The organism is Nocardia jiangxiensis NBRC 101359 (genome assembly GCF_000308615.1).
Taxonomy (GTDB): Bacteria; Actinomycetota; Actinomycetes; order Mycobacteriales; family Mycobacteriaceae; genus Nocardia; species Nocardia jiangxiensis.
The window spans coordinates 148,486-173,373 of record NZ_BAGB01000012.1; the positions used below are offsets into that span (position 1 = coordinate 148,486).

Here is a 24,888-nt window from a genome sequence, read left to right on the forward strand (position 1 = left end):
TAGTCCCATGCCGATGGAATTTCCGTCCTGGCTGGAGTGGCTGGGCGCTGCCGTCGGCATGGAGTGGCCGCACGGCAACGAGGACGAGATGTGGGCCATGGCCGGCGATTGGCGCACGGCCGCATCGAGTTTGCGCGATATCGTGCACGATGTCGAGGCGGCCAAGAGCGCGACTCTGGCCGCCTATTCCGAAGGCGACGGATCGGCTTCGATGGCGAAGGCGTTCGACGCGATCCTGAAGGACTCGGGCAAGGAGAAGAATTCACTGCCCGATCTGGCCGATTTCTTCGATCAGGTCGCGGAATCGGTCGACGGCGGCGGCACCCAGATCCAGTACACCAAGCTGATGTTCTACACCACGCTGATGGTGACGGCCGCGGAGATCGCCTCGGTGTGGATCTTCCCGCCGACCGCGCCCGCGGAGGAGGCCGGGATCATCGTCGCCACCCGGGTCGGGGTCCGGGTGATGATGCGCGAAGCGCTGGCGGCGATGGAGGAGAAGCTCGCCAGCCTGATCGGCGCCCGGATGGCGAAATTCCTGCTGCGGCACGTGATGATCGGCGGATTGCTCGGTGCCTTGCAGGACTACGCGATTCAGCAGTTCCAGGTGTTCGAGGGGCATCGCAAGGGAATCGACTGGGGGCAGACGATCGTCTCGGGTGTGGCCGGGGCGGCGGGCAGTGCGGTGGGCGGTCCCACGGCGGAGGCGCTGGACAAGGCGCTGGTGAATTCGCTGGGCACCAAGGCGGCCCGGATCGTGGCCGGAACCGTCTCCGGCGCAGTCAATTCCGTGGGCGCGTTCGCCGCGTCGGTGCCCACGCAATTCGTGGTGGATGCCACGACCAAGGGCTGGGACACCGCGGTCGATGATCTGAAGAACACCCACGCGGACTGGCGGATGTTCACCGCCGGCGCGGCGGGCGGCATGTTGTCCGGCGCGAATCATGCTGTGGCGGACAGGTATTACACCAACAGCAGCTTCTGGAAGACGCCCTCGTCGGTTCCGGAGATCCGCATCGGGTCCTCCCGGGACATGACCATCGTGCCCGACGGCAGCACGCCGCTGACGGTGGATTCGGGTGCACATGGCGATCAGGTCACTCCCGTTCAGGAGCGCGGCGGCGGGGGTGATCAGTACGCCAGCCAGGAGACGCCGAACAGCCGTGCGGCAGCGGTGGATTCGCTGGACCACACGCAGGTGCGCGCGGCCGGGGCGTCGGATTCGGCCGGGGGTGAGCACCGGTCGGGTGGTGACAACGGGACCACGACCACCCGTCCGGAGCAGACGACCACGCAGTCGCCGGGGCGGAGCGCCGAAACACCCGGTGCCGGTGTGCATTCCGAGGCGAGCGGGGTTCGGTCGCCCGCTGCGGGCGACGACGTTTCCGAGGCGGGGGTTCGAGCCGGTGGGGATACCGCCTCGCACGGCGAGCCCGGCACGGTGTCGCATTCGGAGACCGATTCGAACGGGATCACCGGTGCGCGAACGGAATCCGATCCGCCGGTCACTCCGGCGGTCCAGCCGGACGGCACCGCGACGACGTCGGCCCCCGTGGCGGCGGATACCTCGGGCACGTCCACGACGGGCGCTCCGGTGCGCGCGGACGCTCCGGTCAGCGGGGAGAGTTCCCGGCTGGGCACCGGCTCGCCCGCGCCCGGCGACGTCCGGTCCACCCCGACGCAATCCTCCCCGGTGGGCGACGGCCGCACCGCCGCCGCGGACGCGTCCGGTACCCGTTCCGCAGCGGCGTCGGGCGGCGAGGGAACGAGCCGCGCGGGTGCACCGGATGCGCGGACCGCCGGCAAGATCGGCGACTCGCCCGGTTCTCGCCCGCAGTCGAGTGACGCACCGCGCGCACGGGCCGGTGCGGACGGCGCGAAGGCGGCCGCCGAGCCGGGTGTGCGGGCGTCGCGGACCGCCGAGGCGGCTCCCGGCGGGCGGTCTTCCGAGATCAAGGCCGGTAAAGATGCTGCGGCACAGCCAGTTTCCGAACGTGCTCGCGGTGCGGACGGTGCAGGGAAGGACGGTCGGCCACGCGCGGCCGCGGGAGATGCCGAGGCGGGCGATCACAAGCTGCCGGTGCGGGCGCGTGCCGGTGAGGTGCCTGATACTGCCCGAGCGCAGAGCGAACGCGATTCCGCACGGGCACATGATGATTCGGCCACCGGGCGCGACGGCGACAAGACCGCGACTCCCGAACGGTCGCCCCGGCAGATCGCCGAGGCGCAGGACCGCGCCGCGGCCGAACAACAGCGACAGCGTGCCCGGATCGACGAGTCGCAACGGCGCGTCGACGAGGCGCAGCAGGCCCTGCGGCAGGCGCAGGAGGCGCACGACGCGGCGCACCCCGACGGAGCCTCGGCCAACGACTCGGCCTCGCGTCCGCACGGTGATCTGGACGCCGCCCGCGACGAATACCACGCCGCGCTGGCCGATCACGCGGAGGTCCTGCACGAGGCGACCGACGAACTGGTGGCGGCCGCGCAGACCGCCCACGCGGAGGGCGTGCGCGGCGAGCCGCTGACCGACGCGTACCGGGCCGCGGGCAAGGCGGCGCTGGAGTACTACCACGCCAGGACCGGGCCGGATACCCCTGAACATCTCCAGTTGAAGGACGCCGGGCCGGATGCGCTGCGCCACGAACTGGAATCGGGTTCGCAGGCCGACAAGCTCGCCGCGGTGATCGAGGCGATCCGGCAGGCATCCCCGGACCGCAACATCGTGCTGCGCGAAACGCAGGTCATGGCGACTCTCGCGATCCGGGACGGCGCGATCAACATGGACGCCGGTGAGGGCAAGTCGCTGGTGTTCCTGGCCGGGGCCTCGATCGACGCGGTGGAGCACGGCGCGGTGCAGGTGCTCACCACCCGCGACAATCTGGCCAACCGCGAGGTCGACCGGTATCTGAAGACGTTGGGCAACATGGGTTTCGACATCGTGCGGATGGATGCGGACCATGCCTACACCGAACCTGTCGAGGGCAGGCCCACGATCTACATCGGCACCATGGAGGACGTCGGGTTCGGCCATCTGCGCGGCAATATCCCGCCCGGAAAGCATGTCTCCATCGATGAGATCGATGAGGCGCTGGTCCATGCGAACACCACCTACATCCTCTCGGAGGGCGCGGGTGAGAGCGCGCCCCCGCACGTGGTGGAGGAGGTCGTCGGGGCACGCAACATGCTCGACGACAGTCTGGCGCGGGACGAGGCGGGCCACAGCGTGCTGACCGAGGCCGATTACGGTCGGCAACCCGGTCAGAAGGGCGGGCCCGCCGCCCTCACCGAGGCGGGGCGGGCCAAACTCGAGGAGTCGTTGGGCCGGGAGCTCTCGGAGCAGGAGGTTCGCCGGTTGAACATGGCCGCTACGGCCAGGTGGGAGTACAAGAACAAAGACCACTACATCATCGACGACGGCCGCGTGCTGATCATCGATCAGACCACCCACAAGGTGATGTTCGATCCGGAGACCTCGACCGAGAGTCGCTGGAACGGCGGTCTGGCACAGGCCCTCGAGGCCGAGCACGGGCTGCGGATTCGCGATGATCCGGGCAGCACGAACGAGCTGGGCGCGAAGGAACTGATCAACGACCACTACGAGAGCAAGACCGGCGCCTCGGGCACGGCGACCGGGGTGTCCGGGCGGCTGCACGAGGATTACAACATCGGCGTCACGGAGATTCCGCGGAACGAGGCATCCAAGCTGATCCACGGCGACGACGACGTCTCGCCCGACGAGAATACGAAGCTGGACCGCATCGCGGCGGACATCGTCAGCAATCACGAGAGCGGCCGGCCGCAGCTGGTGCTGGCGCATCGCAACAGTCTCGTCGGCGAATTGTCCGCTCGCGTAACAGAACTCACCGACGGCACGTCGGTCGAACATGTGGCGATCGATGCCAACTGGGTGGCCGAGCAGGGGGTCGACGCCGAGGCGCGGTTGCAGGAGATCTTCGACGAGGCGGGTAAAGAGGGCAAGATCCTCATCATCAACATGCAGGGCGCGCGCGGCGTGGACATCCCGATCGGGAAGGACATGAACGCGCGGGGCGGCCTGCACGTCATCGTCACTGGTCACTCCGGCACCTCGCACGATATCGACATCCAGGCCGAGAACCGGGCCGCGCGAGCCGGACAGCGCGGCACCGTGCAGTACTACACCTCGCCCGAGGACGAGCTGTACGCCCTGAGCGCGAATCCGGATGTGCAGCATGTGGTCGTGCGGTACTCGCAGTCCGTCGGTTCCTCCGACGCGGAGGGCGCCGTCGCGCCGACGCAGGAAATGCGGATCGCCGCCGAGCAGCAGCTCCGGGACATGGTCGAGCCGCTGCAGGACGCTGCCGCCGCGCGACTGGGCCTGACCCGCGCCCCGCCGGGAGACGGCAGCGCGCCCGTGCCCGAGCGCGAGGGCGGGGGGACCGACGCCGGGACCGATACTCCCGAGCGGCCTCCCACGGCGACAGGCGAACGGCCCCCTGCGGCAACGAGTGAACAGTCTCCTGCGGCAACGAGCGAACGGTCTCCCGCCGCGACGAGCGAGCGGCCTCTTGCGGCGAAGGGTGAGCAGCCATCAGCGTCGAGTACTGAGCGGCTTCCGGCGGCGGCGAGTGAGCAGTCTCCTGCGGCGAAGGGTGAGCAGCCATCAGCGTCGAGTACTGAGCGGCCTCCGGCGGGGACGAGCGAGCAGTCTCCGGCGACGAGTAGTGAGCGGCCTCCGGCGGGGACGAGTGAGCAGTCTCCGGCGACGACCAGTGAACAGCCACCTGCGGCAGCGAGTGAGCAGCCGCACGTGGAGGAGCGGACGACGCCGCCGTCGGACACCGACACCGACAGCGCCGCGCCCGATGCGACGAGGGGCCCGGCTCGTGGCGATGGCGAAGCGAACAACTCTGTTACAGAAGGGGATTCGCCGTCCACTTCGGGAGCCGCTCGTCACGGTCTGCCCGCACGCGGGATCGTTCCCGGCGACGATGCGGAGGCGGAGGTCGACAAGGAGCAGTTCGGCGATCCCGAAACCGCTGTGCCGCAGGTGGATACCGTCGATACCGAAGACGGCGCGGATGTCACGGTCGCCGACCCGTCGCACGCGCGGCGTCCGGTCGCGGAGGGCGTTGACGACCCAGGAACTCGGGCCCCGCATCCCGCAGACTCCGAGACCAGAGCGGGAGATACCGCAGACCCCGGGGCGCGGAGGGGACATGCTGCGGAAGCCGGGACCCGGACTGAGCGCACCACAGCCTCCGGGTCTCGGACCGAACGTACCGCGGAACCCAGGACCCGGACGGAACGCGCCGGGGACCCTGGGGCCCGGACGGAACGCACTGCGGAACCTGGGACCGGGACCGAACGCACTGCGGATCCCGGTATCCGGGCAGGGCGCACCGCAGAGTACGGGACACCGGCGGCGCGGGACGAGAACACGACCACGGATCCAGCCCGAGTGGGGCAGCTGCCCGGTTCGGTAGCCGACCGCGAGAGCGCCCCGGATATCACGCCGGAGCCGGAGTCGACAACCGATTCACCTGCGGCACCGGCTGTTTCGCGGAGGCCGGGCGCCGCCGAGGGCACGCCCGGCGCGGAGCACGGGGAGCGGAGTCCCGGAGTCCCGGATTCCTCTGTCGAGCAGGATCGCTCCTCGACCCGGTCCGGGGATCCGGAGCATCGGAGCACCGAAAAAGACTCGACCACAACGGATCCGAGTGTCGCACCGGTTCCCGTCGTGACCTCCGAGGATCCGGCCCCGGCGCCGCCGACCCGATCGAGGCGAGTGCCGAACTCCGACGGTTCGGCCCAGCAGCGACGTTCGGACACGAGCAACCCGTTGGAGCCGAGAACCCGCGCACCGCAGCGGAATACGAACCAGGGCAAGTGTGCGCCGCTGGCGCTGAAATTGATTCGCGAGCTGACCGGCAGCAGATTCATCCGGCCCTTCGATCGTGAGGTGGGCCCCGAGGGGGTCACCAGGCGGGAACTCCAACTGGCCGCCGGTGGCCGACTTCGCAAGTTCCCCGGTGGTCACGACGCGATCGCCGCGATGTTGCGCAAGAAGGGGAACGGCGCGATCGCACTCGTCGTCGACGAATACGCCGGCTCGTCGAGACAGCAGCCCGGTGCGCACGCCTATGTGCTGGTGAACGAGAACGGCCGGATCGTCGTCCGGGATCCGTCCACCGGCACGGTGCAGGGCTATCCGCCGACGGTGCCGGTCGAACTGCGCAGCACCCACGCGGTGCTGTTCGACAAGAAGGGCCGCCCGATGCACCCGCTGCGGTGGATCGTGCGCTACGTCATGCGATCGTCCGCCTCGCAGTCACGGATCGGTCAGGCCGGTGCCGCGACCGAGGTGGATCGGCTGGTGGGGGCCCGCGATGCCGCCGAACGCTCGCGAATCGCGGCGCACGCGGCCGTCGAGGCGGCCCGGCAGCGAGTGAACCGGCTCGGTCTCGGCCCGGAGGGGCCCGCTCGCGGCGGCACGGTCGGCATCACGCCGCAGGAACTGCGTCCGCGCAGGCTGCCGGGCGAGCCGACCGATCCCGCTCACCCGGAGTACGTCAGGACGCTGGCGGAGACGCTCGACTACCTGTACAGCCGCACCAAGCGCGCCGACCTGGCCGACGCCTGGCACGACGCGGTCGACGACCTGGCCGCCGCGGCGCGTCGGCAGTGGGCGGCCGATGCCGCGGCCGCGCGGGCCGGACGCGAACTCGCCGAGGCCATTCGCGGCGATGTCGACGTGCGACCGGACGGCGCACTGGCCCGGCAGGCCGTGGCCGATCAGCTGGAACAGGACCACGCGCACGCGCTCACCCGGCTCGGTGTCGCGCAGGAGAAGCTGACCGAGGCCCGCGAACGTATCGACCAGGCGGGGCCGGGGCGCGAGCCGCCGAGCGCGCCCACCGGCATCCGCCTGTCCGATGCGGAACTGCGACCGCGTCGCGCACCCGGCGAGCCGACCGATCCGCAGGATCCGGGATACGTGCGGACGCTGGACGAGACCATCGAATATCTGCAGAGCCGCACCAAACGTTCGGATCTCGCGGAGCAATGGCTGCGGGACGTTCGGGCGCTGGAGGATGCGGCGCGCGAATTCCACACTGCCCGAACGGAAGCAGATCGCCTCGGCGACGCGCTCACGGTGGCCCGGAGCCGGGTGGCGAACTCTCCGGCGCAACCGCACCGCCCCGCGCTCGACCCCGCCACTGAAGTGCGGCGGGTGATGGACCGGTTCCCGGAGGTGTTCGACCGGCCGCGCACCCTGGCCGAACTGCATACGAGGTTGCGTCCGGGGACGCCGTTCGAAGTCCTGCTGGCGGTGCGGGAATTGTCCTATCGTCGCAGTGGACTCGTCCCGCCGTCCTTGTCGCGGGAGAGCCTGGACGAATTCCTGCGGCGCGTCTGGGACCGCCGCGATTCGATGCATTCGTTCAACGACGTGTATCGCCAGTATTCGGGCCGGGTCATGGGGACGGTCGAGGATCCGCGTGCTTACCTGGACGGGCTGGTCCGGATCCTCGGCGATCGGGCTCCGGACGCGCAACTCGCGATGTTGCAGGGCGTCGGCATGCTGACACCGGACAACGCGGACGCGTGGGCGCCCGCGGACGTCGGATTCGTGCACTATTACCGCCACATCGAGCCGCTGGCCTCCGAGGACGTCGGGTATCGCATCTACGTGAACCCCAGCGACGAGGCGGCGCCGGATCTGGCTGCGGGCATCGTGCACGAGATCGTCGACGATCCGGGCAACTTCCCGGGAATCCACTCCATGAAGGTGTCCGGTCCGCATGAACTGCGAGCGGACCGCATCGTGATCTACGTCCGCGATCTGGACTCCGCGCAACGAGTTGTGGAGTGGCTGAAGACATTCCAGGACGCCCGCCCGGACGCGTTCGGCTGGGACGTGCCCGCGATGACCGACCAGGTGCTGCCTGGGGTCGGCATCGGCGCGGAACCGCCCCTCGATGCCGCGGGTCGGGATCAGAGCTTCGGGGAGGTCCGCAGCAACATCGTCCTGCAGCAGCTCGACGCGCATCGGCAGGGCGACTTCGCGGATTTCCGTCTGGCCGTGCTGAATCGGCTCCTCGCGGCGGATGTGGATCCGGATCATCCGTACCGGCATTCGGACGGTACGGACGCGGGGCCGGGCGGCATCGCCCCGCCGCGCCGGCCGGGAGCGCCCGCCGCGGGTGAGCCGGAACCCGGGCCGTCGCAGGCGGGTCACCGGCAGCCGAGCCTTGCGGAGCGGACCGCCTACCTGACTCCGGAACAACTCGCCGTGCACGACCGGAAGCTGGCCGAGCACGCCGAAGCCGTTGCGCGACTGGCGGAGTTGCGCAATCAACGGGATCTGCTGGCGGCGCACCTGCTGGTCGATCCGAGCGGCGGATGGGCAGCGCTGCGGCCGGAGAATCTCGGCCACACTCTCGAGGAGCTTCGCGCCCGCGCGACGGCTCCCGGCGAGCACGCTCGGCGTGCCGCGGAAATCGTTGCGCTGGAACGACTGTCGCTGGATCACCAGGAGGTCGTCGACGAGATCGCCAGGCTCGAAGACGAATTGGCTGAATCGGAGGCCACGCCCGATCCGGATTCGTTGCGTCCCGAGGGCTGGACCGAGCACACCGCGCTGCAGGAGCATCGGCCGCTCACCGGACGGACGCGCCGAGCGCTGCGCGCTCTGGCACGCGCGACCGAGGCCCGTGCGCGGGCCTGGGACCGGGCGGTATCGCGGGTCCGGGAGTTGGGTATCGACCCGGATCGGGTGCGGCGCGAGGTGTTCGCCGGACAACTCGGCGCGAAGGCGGACCGGGCCGAGAAGGACCATGAACACGATCTGCGGCAACCGGATCCGCGCGGGCAGAGTCTGGCCGAGTTGCGTTTGCGCGCAGACGGTCTCGATCTGGCACCCGGCTCGGCGGGCGCTGCCGAACTGCGTCGGCGCATCCTGCTCGCCGAGGCGGAGCGAGCCGAGGCGGCGGCCACCATCGCGGCGCTGCGCGCCCTGGCCGGGGAATCGGACACCGTGCCACCGGCCGAGCTGGAACAGCGCGCGCGAGACCTGGGCGTGCAGGTCACCGACTTCATGGTCGAGCACGCCATCCGCGATCGGATCGACGCGATCGAGGAACGCGGCGGGCAGGTGGTCCGCGAGCTGTCCGGCACCCATCGCGACAGCCGCAGCGGTACGAATTACCGCAGTCCGACCTCGGGTGCGCCGATCGGCACCGAGCGTCTGCACGAACTGGCGCGCGAGTACGGCATCGATCCGGCGGGCCGCCCGGATGCCGAGGTGGAGCGGGCGTTGCGCACGGAGATCGGCCGGCACATCGCGGCCGCGCGGGAACAGGCCGTTCCCGTGCTCGCGGAACTCGACCGGTTCCGGGTGGCCGTCGCCAACGAGTCGGTGCGTCGTTCGGAGGCGCAGGCCGCCGCCCAGCACGAGATCCTCTATCACCGGACCGGGGTGTCCGATCGAAGTCCGCGGGTCATCGGCACCGCCACCGTCCACGCGCGCCACGGTGACGGGCACACCCTCATCGTTCCGGGCGCGGACGGGGAACGCGGCCGGTTCGTCGGCGTGGGCGCGGCTGCGGATCCGGAGATCTATCTGCCTGCCGCGCAACGCCGTCGGCACGCCGCACAGGGCTACGACGACGCGGTGTACTACCGGGTCTCGATCGATGCGGACGGCGTCGTCCGGGTCGGGGAGCACCGGCCACCGCCCGCGCCGGTGGAGCGGCTCGGGCCCAGCGCGCGGCCCGGCGACTGGAGCCCTGCGGGCCAGGAGCGCCAGTTCGTGCCCTCGCGAGGCAAGGTCCGGCGGAACCTGCGCCAGCTCGCCTACGACATTCGACGGCTGACCAGTGCGGCGGATGAGAACTACGCCGAATTGCTGGACCTCGCGGAGACATTGGACATCGATGACGCCTGGCAGCTCGGTCCGCGCGAACTCGAGGCCGCCACGCGGGCGAAGGTCGCCGAATTCCGTGTTCGCGCAGAGGAGGCGTGGGACCGCACCGATGACGTGTCGCCCGCCGAGCGCTCCGCGCTGCTGGCCGAGCGCAATCGACTGGAGGACGAGGCGCAGACCGCCCAGGAGATCGGTGACGAGTTGCTGTTGCGGCTGGCCGACCATGACAACAACTATCTCCGGCCGCGTGATCTGAAGGCCGCCGATACCGCGGTGCTGGCCGCGCGGCGGGTGCTGGCCGCATACGGCGGCGTGCCGATCGGCACGGATGGGCGTCCGGCGCATCCGGGGCAGGAGGTGGCCCGCCTGATCACCTCGGCGGACGGCGCGAACCGTCTGGTCGTGGTGTCACCGGCGGCGCATCCGGACCACATTCTTGATCCGGCGACCCGGAATCTGTTGGTGGGCAACGGCGAGTTCACCTTCCAGCAGGTGCGTGTCGATGAGCGGGGCCGGGTGTGGACGCGTGAGCTGCGGGAACCGGAGGGTGGCCCGGCCGCACTCGCCCCCGAATCGGCCACCGAGCCACAGCGCCCGGCGATCTCGGAAACACCGGCCCGGCAGGACCCGGACACCCCCGAGGTCCCGGCCGAGGAGACCGGCGATGCCGCGCTCTCCCCGGAGGAGGCGCAGCGCAGGCTCGATCAACTGGTGCGTCGGCGTACGGCGAAGGTCGCCGCCCAGGAGCGTTGGCGAAACAAGTTGGCGGGCAGGGCCGCGAAGTTCCCCGACGCGGACATCTCCCGGGGCGCCTGGGCGGAGACGGTGCGTCGGCTGAGCGGCGAGACGACCGGATACACCGCCGAATATCAAGGGCTGGACTATGTTTCGTCCGGCGAGCGCGAGGACCTCGGTCCCGCGGAACTGGCCCGGCGCCGGGATCCGGTCGACAAACTGGCCCAGGCCGCGCGGAACTACTACGAGCTCGCCGACGATATCCAGCAGATCGACGAGGATATCGACGCACTGGTGCGACAGGGCGCCACTTACGATCCGGCGCACATCGCCGCGTTCGACGGTCTGCAGGTCGAGCTCGCCGATCGGCACAAGGCCGCCGTCGACGCGGCCAAACCGCTGCGCCGTGCGCGCGACGAGTTGGAGGCGCGCCTGGATCAGGCGCGCCGCGACGGTGATCCCGCCGCCGACGATCCGCAGCGACTGCGGGAGCTCACCGAGGCGCAGGAGGCGGTGGACCGCGCCGACACCGAGATCGACCGGCTCAACGATCAGCATGCCGCCGCGACCGGCGCGTGGGCCGATGCGGCACAGGCACATTGGCGTTCGGCGGCCGTCGAGCCGGACGAGTCGGGCAAGCGGCTGCGGCGGATCAGCGCCAATGTGTGGTTCGACCGCGGTGTGCCCGACGCGCGGGGCGTATTCCGCGGCGGCCGGATCATCGTGGTCGCCGGTCGCGCCGAATACGGCAGGCTCGATGCCACCGCGCACGACGCCGCCCTGGCCGATGCGCTGGCCCACCACCACTACCTGGCCCGGCTGCTGGAGCGGCCGGATACCACGGTCGACTACCTGCGAGTGACCGCGGACGCCCAGCTGCACACCGCGAACGTCCGCCTCGCCTCGCCGCAGTTGCAGCGCGCAACGATGGGCCCGAGCAATCCGCGCGCTCGGGCGCTGCCGGTGACCGATCCCATCGCGTGGCGGCGAATCATCCACGAGGTCACCGGCATTCCGGCCGGCTCGGAGACGCGGTGGCGGATGCCGGACCAGGATCGGAACGCGGCCGAACTGGAGGTGTTCGCCCGGCACGCGCTGCCGCCGCAGACCCTGATGCAGTGGCGTGACGCCGAGGGCAACTGGCACAGCACCCGCGAGGGGGAGGCCCGTGGTTACCGCGCGTACCAGCCGAAGGTCGAGCCCGGCACCAAACTGAACAAGATCTGGCAGAAGGAGCTGGACGGCTGGCGACTGCCGCCCAAGGGCTGGGCCCCGTTCGGCGGCGAGGACAAATCGCATCTGCGCGCGCGCTCCTACGACGAGAAGATGCCCGACGGGTTCAGTGGCGCGGTCGCGGTCGAGCCGTTCCAGAACATGGTGGAGCCGTGGCTGATTCACGAGATCTACGGCTACTGGCCGCAGATGAGCTACGAGGAGCTGGCGAGCCTGGGCCCGGACGGTCGCGCCGAGGCGTTCTGGTTGCAGGGGCCGGGGCCGGGCATGGAGGCTCCGCACGGCTGGAATGAGGAGGAGCACCACGATCTGCCGTTGCACGACGCGCTCTACAACGTCGGCAAGCGGTGGATCCAGATCGGCGAGGGCGTGCGCAAGCTGCCCTGGATCATCAAGCACTTCCACAAGAACCCCGAACTCGGCAGCCGCCGGCGCAGCCGGTACTGGCTGCCGGACGGGCCGTTCGACCCGGATCATCCGTTCCTGCGCAAGATTCCGATCGTCCGCAGTTATCGGGGCTACCGCGGCTGGAAGGCGCCGCGCCTGGATCTACAGCCGCCGCATCTGAGCTGGACCGAGGCCGAGCACGGGCCGGACAGTGAGCTCGATCCGGTGCGGGCGCGCTTCTGGGAGCGCGACGTCGAGCGCTGGGCGCGGGTGCAGGCCTGGGCGGATCGGGTCATCGGCGGATTCGTCGAGGACGAGGCGCACGCGGATGTGCAGCGGATCGTCGATCAGCTGACCAACCCGCGCGACCCGCTGCTGCGTCGCGGTGACGGCGGTGCGGTGTTCGCCGAACTGCTCGGTTTCGCGCGTCACCCGGACGGCACCCCGCTCACGCGCGCGCAGCTCACCGCCGAGATCCTGCTGATCAAACAACATTTGATGATCAACGAGATGCGGGTGCAGGATCCGGCCAGTCCGGAGGGCAGGCTGATCGAGAAGCCGTACGATCGGCTGCCGCATGTGGCCGATGCGTGGTTGCGGTTGACCGGGATCGGCGACCGCGACGGTCGCACCCGGCCGTATCCGGAGGATCTGCTGCTGCTCGAGGACGCCCACGCGGAGGCGGACTACCTGCGCACGCACCCCAAGGCCACCTGGCACGAGGCCGACGAGCACGCCGCGAGCCTGGGCCACGACTGGGACACCAACCGTCGTCGGCTCAGCGGGCAGCTCGTGCGTCGGCGTGGTCGGCTGTACTACCCGGAGGAGCTGCCCGCCGGTCGTCCGCAGCGGCGACGCACCTTCTGGTTCACCGACAAGCGGATTCCACTGTTCAGCGACCGCACGCTGCCGGTGGCGGCGTTGCCCTACGCGGTGGAACCGCTTGCGGCCGAGCAGGATTGGCTGCCCCCGGCGACCCGGCGCGCGGCCCGGATCCTCGCCGAGACCGGTATGCGCGACCGGTTCCCGGCGTTGCCGCAGGATCCGATCGCCGCCCTGCGGCAGCTGGCGGTCCAGGTGCTGCTCGGCGGCGAGCCGGTGCCCGAGCTGGGCAACGATCCCGCGCTGGCGTTGGCGGTTCGCGCCGGTGCGGTCGAGAACTACCTCGCCGCCCGGACTCCGGAGCAGCGTGAGCGGTGGGCCGCACTGCTGAATCACGCCGACTCCGCGGCCACGCCGAAGGAACTCACCGAGCAGTTGCGTGTCGAAGTGGCGCAACAGCTGCTCGAGTTCAGCGATCCGGACGAGGCGGCGCGGGCGCAGCGGCAGGCCGCGCACGAGCATGCGCTGCTGGAGTGGGCGCCGGCCGTGCGCGAGCGGGCGAACGCGCTGCGGGCGGTCCTGGACAAGGCCCACGGTCTGCCGGTGAACGCCGATGAATTGCTGTCGGACGAGATGAAACACCCGATGGCGCTGGAGAATCTGCTCGCGGAGGCGCGCAACCGTCGGAAGGTGGTCGGCCCCGAGACCGAGGCGTATCAGGCGCGGGTGACCGAACTGCACGATGCCGTCGAGGAATATCACCGCCTCGATGCTCGCGCCGCCGAGCTGTCCGAGCGGGTCCGTGCGCTCCGCGCCGCCGCCGAACCGGGTGACGCGGTGCACGACCCGGCCGCTCGACGTGCCGAGATCGACTGGCTGACAGAGGAATTGCGGCAGACGACCTTCGCTCGCGAGAGCGCCCGGTTCGACGTGATCGCACGGCAGAGCGGCGTGCGGGTGAACGTCGAGGAGGTGCTGCACGACGACCTGAAACAGGAACCGGTCCGCCGGCGCCTGTTCGAAGAACTGCGGTCGCGCACGCTGCCCGCAACCCAGGTGGACGAATACTCCGAGCGGGTGTCGCGGCTGGAGGACGCCGTGGTGGCGTTCCACCTCGCCGACACCCGGGTCGGCGAGCTGGCCGAGGAACTGCAGCAGGCGAAGACGCGTGATGCGGAGTTGTCGGCCGCCGAGGCCGCTGCTCGGCGCGCGGCGGAGGCCGAGCAGAAGGAGATCGAATCCGGTTCGGCCCCTGTGCAACCCGGTGAGCAGACACTGAAAAAGGTTGCTCCGCAACGAGTTCCGGCGATCGGACTGCATGCCACGGGTCCGATCGCCGATCGGCTGCGCTTCGCTCATCAGGTGTGGGACGCGGTGCTGGACGACTTGTCCGCCGAGGAACGCCGGGTGCTCGGTGAATTCCTGGCGGGCCGGATTTCCGGGCTGTCGCCGGAAGCGGCCGCGATCCTGGACGACGTGCTGAACCGAGCGGTGCTGCCCGAATCGGTACTGCTCAGCTTCGAGGGCGAACACGGGCTGTTCGGCGACACCACACCGGGATCGGTGTACGAGGTGCCCGGCTACCTGCAAGGGTTCCTGGGCCGGGTGTCGGCGCGACCGGAGTCGAACTACCACCTGGAACTCACGGTGCCCGACGGCACACCGGCGCTGTTCGTCGGCGGCGCCGACCTGTCTCCGGGCGGGCGGCTGGAGACGGCCAGGCTGCTGCTGGGGCGCGGGCTGCACGTCCGGGTGGACGCGGTGCACGAGGAGGACGGACAGGTCCGGGTGCGGGGCACTGTGGTGCCGCGCACCGAGGAATCCGGACAGCCGCACGCCGCGGTACCGGCCGCGCCGGTGGAGGTGTACCGGCATCAGCTCGATACGGCTCGGGAGACGGAGCACACCGCGCACGAGATCCTGCGCAATCTCGCCCCGACGATCGGCATCGATCCCACGCTGACCGGAAACGACCTGGCCCGTGCGGCCGTTCGCACGGTCGGCGCGGACCGGGATCGACTGCGTGCGGAGATCAAGGCGGCGCAGGCGGCCGGTGACGTCGAGCGGCACCGGGAGCTGCGGGCACAGCTGGCGGCCAACGGCCCGATCACGAAGGCCGTGGTCAAGGTCGCCAACGACTATTGGGCGGCGGTTGCGGAGCAGGAGCGACTGCGTGCCGAGATGCAGGCGCTGGGTCTGGATCCCGCCGGTCCGGAGGGCGCCGGTGCGCCGGATCAGCCGGTCTCCGGCCCGGATTCGGACGACGGGGCCGGAGGCGACACCGGCGGTGCGGATTCGGTTCCGCCGCCGACGAACAGCGAGGACGACGGCGACGCGGGAGGCTCGGGTGACGGGCCGATGCCACCGGCGAAGTGGGAAGGCGCGGAACCGGACCCGGAGCCACGTCGCCGCGATACCTGGACCGGCGCGGATGCCGAGCAACGGCATGTGCCCACCACGCGGCCGCTGAAGAAGGCGCTGCGCGAACTGGTCAAGGCGGTGGCCCGCCGGGAGCAGGCATGGGACGGCGCGTCGCGCGCCGCGCGTGCGGCCGGCGTCGATCCCGAGCAGGTGCGCCGGGAAGTGTTGCAGGGCAAGGTTTCCGATCTGGTGATCCTCGCCCGGGAGGATTACGCGCAGCGGCCCGCGGTGTGGCGGATGAACGCCGAACAGCTGCGCGACTACGCGGACGAGCGCGCCATCGAGCACGACTTCCTGACCGAAAGTCAACTGCGCCACCTGATTCGGGCGGATCAGCTCCAGCAGCGCCGGGCATTGGCGGAGCTGATCGAGCTGCGCGACAACGGCGATGCGCTCACCGATGCCGAATTCCGCACTCGCATCGACGATCTGGGGATCGACGAGCCGACCCGCCACCAGCTGGACGAGGCGCTGCGCGAGCACGCCGAGCAGAACTCCCGGGCGGCGGCGCGGCAGCGCGCGGCCGTGCTGGACGAGCTGGAGAATCCCCGCACCCGCCTGCCGCGGTTGCGGGAGCTGGCAGGTGAATTCGGCGTCGATCCCGAACTGGATCGAAAAGCCCTGGTGCGCAGGATCGACAAGGCATCGCAGGTCGAGACGAACCGGACCGTCGAGGGTGCGCGCGAGCTGATCGAGCAGCTGAACACTTTCCGGGTCGCGCAGGCCAACGAGCGGATGCGCGACTCCGAGGCGCAGACCGAGGCCGAGCGCGAGGTGATGGGCGTCAAGGCCGGTGCTCTGGAGAAGGGGCCCAAGGTCTACGGCGACGGTCTGCGCAAGGTGCGGCTGAAGTTCGGCGTCTCGCACACTCGGGAGGTCGAGGGCCCGGACGGGCGGACCGCACGTCTGGTCGGCGTCGGCAAGACCGACGATCCGAACATCCACATCGACGACGCTCGCCGCCGCACCCTGGCCGAGCAGGGCGCCGACACGGTCTACTACCAGGTCAGGGTCGGTGCGGACGGTACGGTGCACCTCACCGAACACCATCCCGACGAGGTGCCTGCCCGGCGTCCGCAGATCCCGCCCGCGCCGCGTCCGGGCGACTGGGACGCGGGCGCGGAGACAGAGTATCTGCCCGCCTCCCGGCCGGACCGGAAAGCCTTGCGCAAGTTGGCTCTTCAGGTCAGCGATATGGACGAGGCGCTGAACGAGAACTTCCGCAGCATCCTGCGGGACGTCGGCTGGCTGGACATCGATGCGGCCGATATGACTCGGCACGAACTGGCCGGCGCGGTGCGGGAGCTGGTCGCCGAACATCGGGCGCGGGCCGACGAGTTCTTCGACCGCACCGCCATTCCGGCCGATCGGATGGAGGAGTTCTTCGACCAGCGACGTGCCATCGAGGCGCGGGCGGAGGAGGTCTCCTCGCGCGGCAACGCCGTTCTGCAACGGCTGGGCATCCACGAGCTGGGCGTGGTGATGCGCGATCGCAAGGCCGCCGAGCTGACGATGATGGCCGCGCGGAATGTGTTGCGGCACATCGGCGGCACCGCGATCGGCCGGGACGGTCTGCCGGTCGACGCGGATCACGCCACCGCGGAGGTCGCCCGCCTGCGGGAGGCCGAGGCGGGGAACCCGGTGCGGCTGGACATCGTCGCGCCGACCGCGAATCCGGATCACGTGCTGCCCCGCGCGGTGCGCGAACAACTGCTCGGCGCCGATGGTGCACTGAACGTCCGGCGGATTCGGGTGGACGACGAGGGGCGGGTGTGGCTGTCCGACCTCACCGAGCCACAGCGCGCGCGAGCAGCCGTCCCGGCTGGGGGAGCCCCCGCGATCGAGCCGAAGCGGACCGCGGCACCGGCGGAGCGTGAGGAGGCCGGTGCCTCCGCAAAGTCCGGTTCCGGTGAGAAGTCCGGCACCGTCGAGAAATCTGCCACGGGCGACAAGTCCGGCGCGGCCGAGAAATCCGGAAGCATCGAAAAGGTCAGCAGCACAGAGAAATCCGGTGGCCACAACTCCGGGGATGCCGAAACACCGGACGAGACAACCGATCCGGCGGAGAAGTTCGCCCCGGATCCGAATCAGGTCGAACTCGACGAACTGGTGAATCGCCGCGCCCGTATCGCCCTGGCACACGAATTCTGGCGCACCAAACTGGAAGGCCGCGCCTCCCGCATCGAGGGCGTGGCACCGGACGATCTGAGCCGGGACGCGTGGTCGTCCACCATCGCGCGGCTGACCACCGAGCGGGTCGGCTACACCCGGGAGGACGCGGGTCTGGACACGCCGGGTCTGTCCCTGCCCGAACAGGTCAGCGAGCAGGAACTGGCCCGCCGACAGGATCCGATCGACAAGCTCGCCGAGGCCGCCGAGCAGTACTACGCGGTGGTCGATCAGCTCGCCGAGATCGATCAGCGGATCCATCAGCTCGAACAGCTCGGCGCGAAACACGATGTCTCCGAGACCGATAAGGCGCATCGTTCGATCGGGCGGCTCGCCGATGGGTACAAGGCGGCGCTCGAGCGGACCAAACCGCTGCGCCGGACGTACCACCGCCTGCGCGCACAACACGAGGCCGATCCGGGCGCGGCGACGCCCGAGGATCTGCGGGCACTGGCCGACGCCCGGGAGGCGGTCGACCGGGCGGACAACGAGATCGATCGGATCAACGATCGCCGGGTCGGCATGGGCGGCGGCTGGCGGGCGGCCGCGCAGAGCGTGGTGGATCCGCGGAATCTGCGGCGGATCACCGACAACGTGTGGATCGATCACGGCCGGGTCCCCGATGAGAACGGCGAGGGCGGGCGTCCCGCGCGTATCGTCGTGACCGCGGGCCGTCCGGAGTACGGGCTCGACGCGGGCGTGGATCACGATCGCGCGCTCGCCGAGGCGCTGAGCCGTCACCACGTCGTGACGCGGCTGTTCGAGCGGCCGGAGACCGTGGTGCACTACTTGGAGGTAGTGGCCGAGAAGAGCGGCAACGGTCATCGGGTGAGCGAGCTGGCGCCGCCGCGGATCGAACGTCAGGGCATGCGTACCGAACTCGACGAGGACGGCAATCTCGTTGAGTCGCTGCGGATCATTCAGCACGGTGAGCGTCCGCTGACCCTTTCCGGGGCGGTGCGCTGGCGGCAGATGCTGTACGAGGCAACGGGAATCAAGGCTCCCGGCACCGGGGATCGCCGCGTGCTGCCCAGCCGGGATCGGGAGGCGGCCGAGGTGGGGCGGCGTCAGCGCGAACCCACGATTCCGCTGGAAATCCTGCTGTGGGAACGGCGTTCGGAGACTCCGGGCGGTGAGCCGACCTGGCACGACGTCCGTGCGGGCGAGGCGTACGGCTTCCGGGCGCACAAACCGGAACTGCCGATGGGCACCAAGCTCGACAAGTACGGGCAGAAGGATGTCGACGGCTGGCGGCTGCCGCCCAAGGGCTGGGCTGCGTTCGGCGGTGAGGACAAATCGCATCTGCCCGTGCGCTCCTACGAGGAGAAGATGCCGGACGGATTCAGCGGCGCGATGGCCGCCGAACCCTTCCAGAACATGGTGGAGCCGGGTCTGTTGCGGCTGATCACCGGGCATTGGCCGGAGATGAGTTACGAGGAGCTGCTGAGCCTGACCGAGGAGGGGCGGGCGATGCTCTGGGCAACCCAGGGCCCTGGGCCGGGGCCCGAACCGCCGATCGGCTGGGACGAGGACGCTCACCACGAGATGCCGCTCGACGGTGCGCTGTACACGATCGGCAAGCGGTGGTTCCAGCTCTACAACCTCGCGCGCAAACATCCGTGGGTGCTCAACCGGTTCTACAACCATCCCGAGATCGGGCGGTGGGTGCTCGAGCACACCCGCGGTCTGCCGAACGGGCCGTTCGACGAGAATCATCCGGTGCTGCGGTTCGTTCCGGGGTTGCGCAGCATCCGGACCTTCCGGGGATTCCATCCGCCGATCGACCTCGAGGTCCAGCCGCCGCATCCCCGGTACCACGTCGCCGAATTCGCGCCGCCGGGTGATCGGGTGGATTTCATCTCGAACAAGTGGGACCGCATGGTCCACCGCTATTCGAAGGTGCGGGAGTGGGCCGAGGATCGATACGACGAATTCGCGCCCGACCGGCAGGCCGCGCAACAGGCGGCCAGGCAGGCCGCGCACGACGACATCGAGCACGAGAACAATGCCGATGTCCGCGAGATCGTCGATGCGCTGACGCGTTCGGGCAATCCGCTGCTGCGCCCCGAGGACGGCGGGGTCACCTACGCGCACGGCATGCCGCTGGCGCATCGTGAAGACGGCACGCCGTTGACGAAAGAAGAACTGGGACAACGTATTCTGCGCATCAAGAACCACGTGATGCGCGATGTGATGTCGGTGTTCGACGCGAATACGCCCGAGGGGCGGTCCAGTACCCGGCGGATGGATGCGATGCCGCAGTTGGTGGATGCCTGGAACCGGCTGACCGGCCGGGGCGACGGCGCGGGCAAGACCTCGCCGACGCGGCCGGATCTGGTGATGCTGGAACACTATTGGGCCGAGGCGCACTACCTCGACACCGAGGACAAGGTCACCTGGCACGACGCCGAAGCGCATGCGGATCTGTTGGGCTACAGGTGGATTCGGCCACCGCTGACCGAACACTTCGTGGTCCGCGACGGTGCGCTGGTGCACCCGGACGATCTGCCGGCCGAGGCGCCCGAGCGCGGCGGGATGCCGTTCGCCCGCGACAAGAAGGTGCCGTTCGCGCGGATTTCGTACGCGGTCGAGATGCGGCCGCTGGACGATTCCTGGAAGCATCCGACGGTGCGCCGGGCCGAGCACATCATCGAGGTCACCGGTCTGCGCGACTGGTACGACGGACTGCCGGACGATCCGGTCGCGGCGTTGCAGAAGGTCGCGTTGCACGCCTGGATCGAACTGGGGCCGGACGTCACCGCGCTGCACCTGAACGAGGCCGATCGCGAACTGGCCAGGGTGATCCGCGCCGGCACGATCGAACTGCTGGCCGATTCGCCGACCAGGAACGAACGCCTGGAATGGGCCCGCCGACTGGACGAACTCCCCGAGGCGGTCGACCCGGACAACCTCGACCGGACGCTGGCCAGGTTGCGCCGCAACATCGAGTTCGACCTCGAGCTGCAGAACGGCAGACAGGTCGAGGGCTCGGCGAAGACCAAGGAACTCCCCGGCGGCGATCCGGAAACCCCACTCCCGCAGCAGAAGTCCGATCCCGATGCCCCGACGCAGCCGCAGCAGCGCCGGACCGAGTCGGAGCAGCTGCCGGAGGTGCCGCCGGAGCAGTCGTCCGAGTCGGGTCGCACTCCGAAATCCGCCGAGTTGCCGAAGAAGTCGGAGGAGCCGCAGGGCTCGGAGCGGACGCCGAAGGCGAAGAAGCCTGGTCCCGAGGAATCTCCGGAGTCCAGCAAGCCGCCGAAACTTTCGGAGCCGGAGGAGTCCGAGGAGTCCGAGAAGCGAACCGAGCGGTCGAAGCCGTTGCCGCCGAAGCAGACCGAGCCGGAGGAATCGGGCGAGACGCCGAAGACGAAGCGCCCCAAGGCTCAGGAGCCGCAGGAGCCCGGCGAGTCGCCGAAGGTCAAGCGCCCTGGGACAGAGGAGCCGCAGGAGCCCGGCGAATCCCCGAAGGCCAAGCGACCCGAGACAGAGGAGCCGCAGGAATCCGGTAAGCCGCCGAAGCCACCGAAATCCTCAGGGGCGAAGCCGAGGACACCGGACGAGGGTGGCCTCGGTGGGCTCGGAGGCAAGCGGACCGAGCCGTGGCCGTACTACGGGCCGCGTACGCCGCGTATCCCGATCCGGCACAACTTCCGGTGGCCGGGTGAACCGGGTGCGCCGGAACATATTCCGGGCGCGAACCTCACGCCGGTGCCGCCCGATCCGGGCCAGCCGCCGAAGCCGCACGGCCCCGGGCCGAAAGGTCCTGGGCCCCAGGGCCCCGGGCCGCGCGGGCCGCAGTCGCCGCGGTCGCCGCAGCATCGCGTGCCCGGTCCGCCGCACGGGTCCGGGCCGGGCGACGGACAGCCGGGGTGCGATCAGCACGACCACTGCCCGCACGACCACTGCCCGGACGATCCGAACCCGTGTCCGCAGTGTCCGGGCGAGGGCTCGGATCCGGGAACGCAGTGGCCCGGCCTGCCCTCGCTGCCGGGTCTCCCGTCGCTGCCGGACATTCCTGGGGCCACCGGTGGATCGCAGCCGCCGGGATCACCGAACGGCGCTGTGCCGCCCGGAATTCCGCAACCTCCCGGCACCCAACTGCCCGGTGGCACGGGTTCCTCGGGGCCGGGCGATCAGCCCGGATATCCGGGTCTGCCCGGTCCGGATACCTTCGGCTCCCTCCCGGGTATGCCACTGCCCGACCGATCCGGTCCGCACAACGGGTCAAACGGCGCGAATCAGCCATCCCAGCACGGTGATTCGAACGGCAACCAGTATCCGGGCGCGCCCGGCTTCCCGGGCGTACCCGGGCTGCCGGGTGCGGCACCGCGCGGCTCCTCGGATTCGTCGAAGAAGCGCAAGAACTACATGCCCCGCGTGGGCAGCGGTATCGGTCCGGGCAACGGGCACGGCAACGACACCGAGATCTACGTCCGGTCGCACACCGGCTGGGGCGAAAGTGCCGCGTTCGACCCGGCCACCGGCACCCTGCGCCCGGTCGAACTCGCCCTGGGCGGGCTCGCCGGAGTCTACGGCGAACTGGGCGGCTCGCGAATCGTGTTCTACCGCTGTGGAACCGGGCTGTCGCTGCGCGTGAACGAGCGCGGCGTGGATCTGGACTCGCCGGATGTCGCCACGCACTGGGAGCGGGTCGATCCGAGCCGGACCCGGTTCGCGGTCGCGGTGGCCGGCGTCGTGGTCTGCGATCTGTACTACCCGTCCACGCCGAACGAGACGGATCTGGGCCTGCTCATCCGTGACGTGCTGGCCGATCCGGATCGACGCACCCAGATCTTCGCGCGATGAGCGGCAACTACCACCACGACCGTGGCCGCAGCCGGTTGGCCAGATCGATCAGTGCGTACCGCTGCAGGCGGCGCGGGGTGGTGCGGGCGATATGACGCAGTGCCAGTTCGATTCCCTCGCGCAGCGCCTCGTCGGAGTAGTTCAGGCCCAGGATCGTCGACCCCGGGGCCGGGGGAGATCCGCCGCGGCGCAGCCAGTCCAGCGCGGCGCTGAGCACCAGCACCCGCAGCTGGTGCAGGCGGGGCTCGTCGTGCAGACCGTGCAGGTGTGTGGCGGCCGCGTCGAGATCCTCGCGGGTCAGCTCGTCGGCCGGACGGGTCACCAGCAGCAGGCAGGCGGTCATCCGGGCGACATCGTGGTGGCGCGAGGTCTCGGGCATCTGCTGCAGCGTGGCCACGGCGGCGGTGTGGTCCTTCGCCTCGGCCAGGCAGCGAGCCAATCCGAAGCCGGCGCTGGCGATCCCGCGATTGGAGCGCCACACCGCGCGGTAGTGATCGGTCGCCGCGCGCTCCCACCGGTCCGCATCCTCGGGCTCGGATTCGAGCAGCAGTTCCGCGGTCGCGGCCAGGGCCAGCAGCGGCGCGGCCTCGCCGGGCAGCGAGGCGGCGACGAGATCGAAACGCGCATAAGCCTTGTCGTAATCCGCGTCGACGAGGTCGGCGACCGCGGCATACCATTCGATGCGCCAGTCGACCCGGTATCCCGTGCGCAGCGTGTCCAGTTTCGATCGCGCGTATTTCACCTCACCCAGGTCCAGATAGGCGCGGACCTCGGTCAACGCACCTTCCAGTTCGAAGGTGTCCGGCATCGCGATCTTGCCGATGCGCATGTTCTCCCGGCCCTGGCGCAGGGTGTCCAGCGCCCGATGCGGATCGCCGTGCAGCAGCGGCGAGAGCAGATCCGCGCTGGGATCCTCGCCGTCGATCAGCGGAACAGGGAGGGCCGCAGCCACATTCGCCGCGTCCAGCTCGGGCATGCGGCGCACCCCGTCGGCGATGGCATCGGTCTGCCGGAGCAGTGTCTCGATGCCGAAATCCCCTCTCGGAGCGCTGAATACGGTGGAGACCTGGGGATACTCCCGACCGGTGTCCTCGGCCAGGACCGCGCGCAGCACGCCGAGCAACTGCCGGTACAGCGCGTAGGCGGACGGAAAGCGCTGGGCGGGATCGGGATCGGTGGCCCGGTGCACCAGCCGGGCGAAGGCCGGATAGCGCTCGAGCACCGATTCGTCCTGCGCCGACGGGATTCCGGGCAGTTTGTGACCGTGTGCGTCGGTCGGCATGCGCATGGTCAGCGCGGCCAGGGTGCGCCCGACGGTGTAGATGTCCGAGGCCACGGTGGGGCCGGTGCGAGTGAACTCGGGCGCCTGATAACCGGGCGTGCCATAGAGACTGCCGCCGGATTCGCGAGCGGCCACCGCGCCCAGGTCGATCAGTTTGACCTCATCCTCGCTGACCATGATGTTGTCGGGTTTGAGGTCGTTGTAGGCCAGCCCGAACGAATGCAGATAATCCAGTGCCGGAAGCACTTCGAGCATATAGGCCACGGCCTCGGCGACCGGCAGGAATTCGGGGGCGCGCTCGTCCAGCTCGGTCTTGAGCGAGCGCCCGCCGACGTACTCCATCACGATGTAGCCGCACGGGATTCCGTCCGCACCACGGTGTTTGACGAAGTTGTAGATCTTCACGATCGCCGGATGCGCCATCTCGGAAAGGAATTGGCGTTCGGCCAGCGCCACCACGTGCGCCTCGATGTCCAGGGGATTCTGCAACCCCTTCAACACCACCCAGCGCCCGCTGACGTTGCGGTCGCGGGCCAGGAAGATCCAGCCCATCCCGCCATAGGCCAGACAGCCGCGCACCTCGTACTGGTCGGCGACCAGTTCGCCGGGTTCGAGCATGGGCCGGAAGTTGAACGGGGAGCCGCACTGCGCGCAGGTTCCGGCCGACACGTCGTGCGCCGCGGCACTCGACGTGGGTTCGGCCGCGCTCTCCTCGGATCGCCCGACCGGCTGCTGACACTTCCAGCAGAAGCGTTTGTCCTCGGGCACTTGGGGATCGCGCAGCACCGCCGCGGTCGGATCGATCGGATTCACCCGCGGCAGCGAGATCAGCCCGACGCCCACCCGCCGCACCCCGGGACGCGAGCGCTGCTCGGTGTCCGGCGCGGCCGGAACGGAATCCTCCTGTCCCACCCACGAACTGGGCTGGGTGACCACCGCGCGCCGGGTCGCCCAGCGGTACGACGTATCGGCGGCCTCGCGCAGCTGGCGCGTCGCCCACGGGGGCGGACTCGGGTGGCCGGGCGGGCTGGAATTCTCGGCCATTCGTCTTCTCAGAACCTCGAACCTCGCAGTGACCCGGAAACCCCACCGCTCCGCAGCCGGAGTGATCCGTACTGCGGAGCGG

At 70.0% G+C, this 24,888-nt stretch carries 2 protein-coding genes; one reads left to right on the plus strand and one right to left on the minus strand.

Annotation, left to right across the window (positions count from 1 at the left end):
* Window positions 1–7: 7 nt before the first annotated feature.
* The gene (locus ON40_RS03995; protein ID WP_040818538.1) at window positions 8–22,480 is read left to right on the plus strand and encodes a WXG100-like domain-containing protein; all 22,473 of its coding nucleotides are present in this window, start codon (window positions 8–10) and stop codon (window positions 22,478–22,480) included.
* A 7-nt stretch (window positions 22,481–22,487) separates the two neighbouring features.
* Here ON40_RS03995 and ON40_RS04000 read toward each other — a convergent pair whose 3' ends face one another.
* Window positions 22,488–24,806 carry a serine/threonine-protein kinase gene (locus ON40_RS04000; protein ID WP_040818540.1) on the minus strand — a complete coding sequence of 773 codons (2,319 nt, stop codon included), beginning with the start codon at window positions 24,804–24,806 and terminating at the stop codon, window positions 22,488–22,490.
* Window positions 24,807–24,888: the final 82 nt, after the last annotated feature.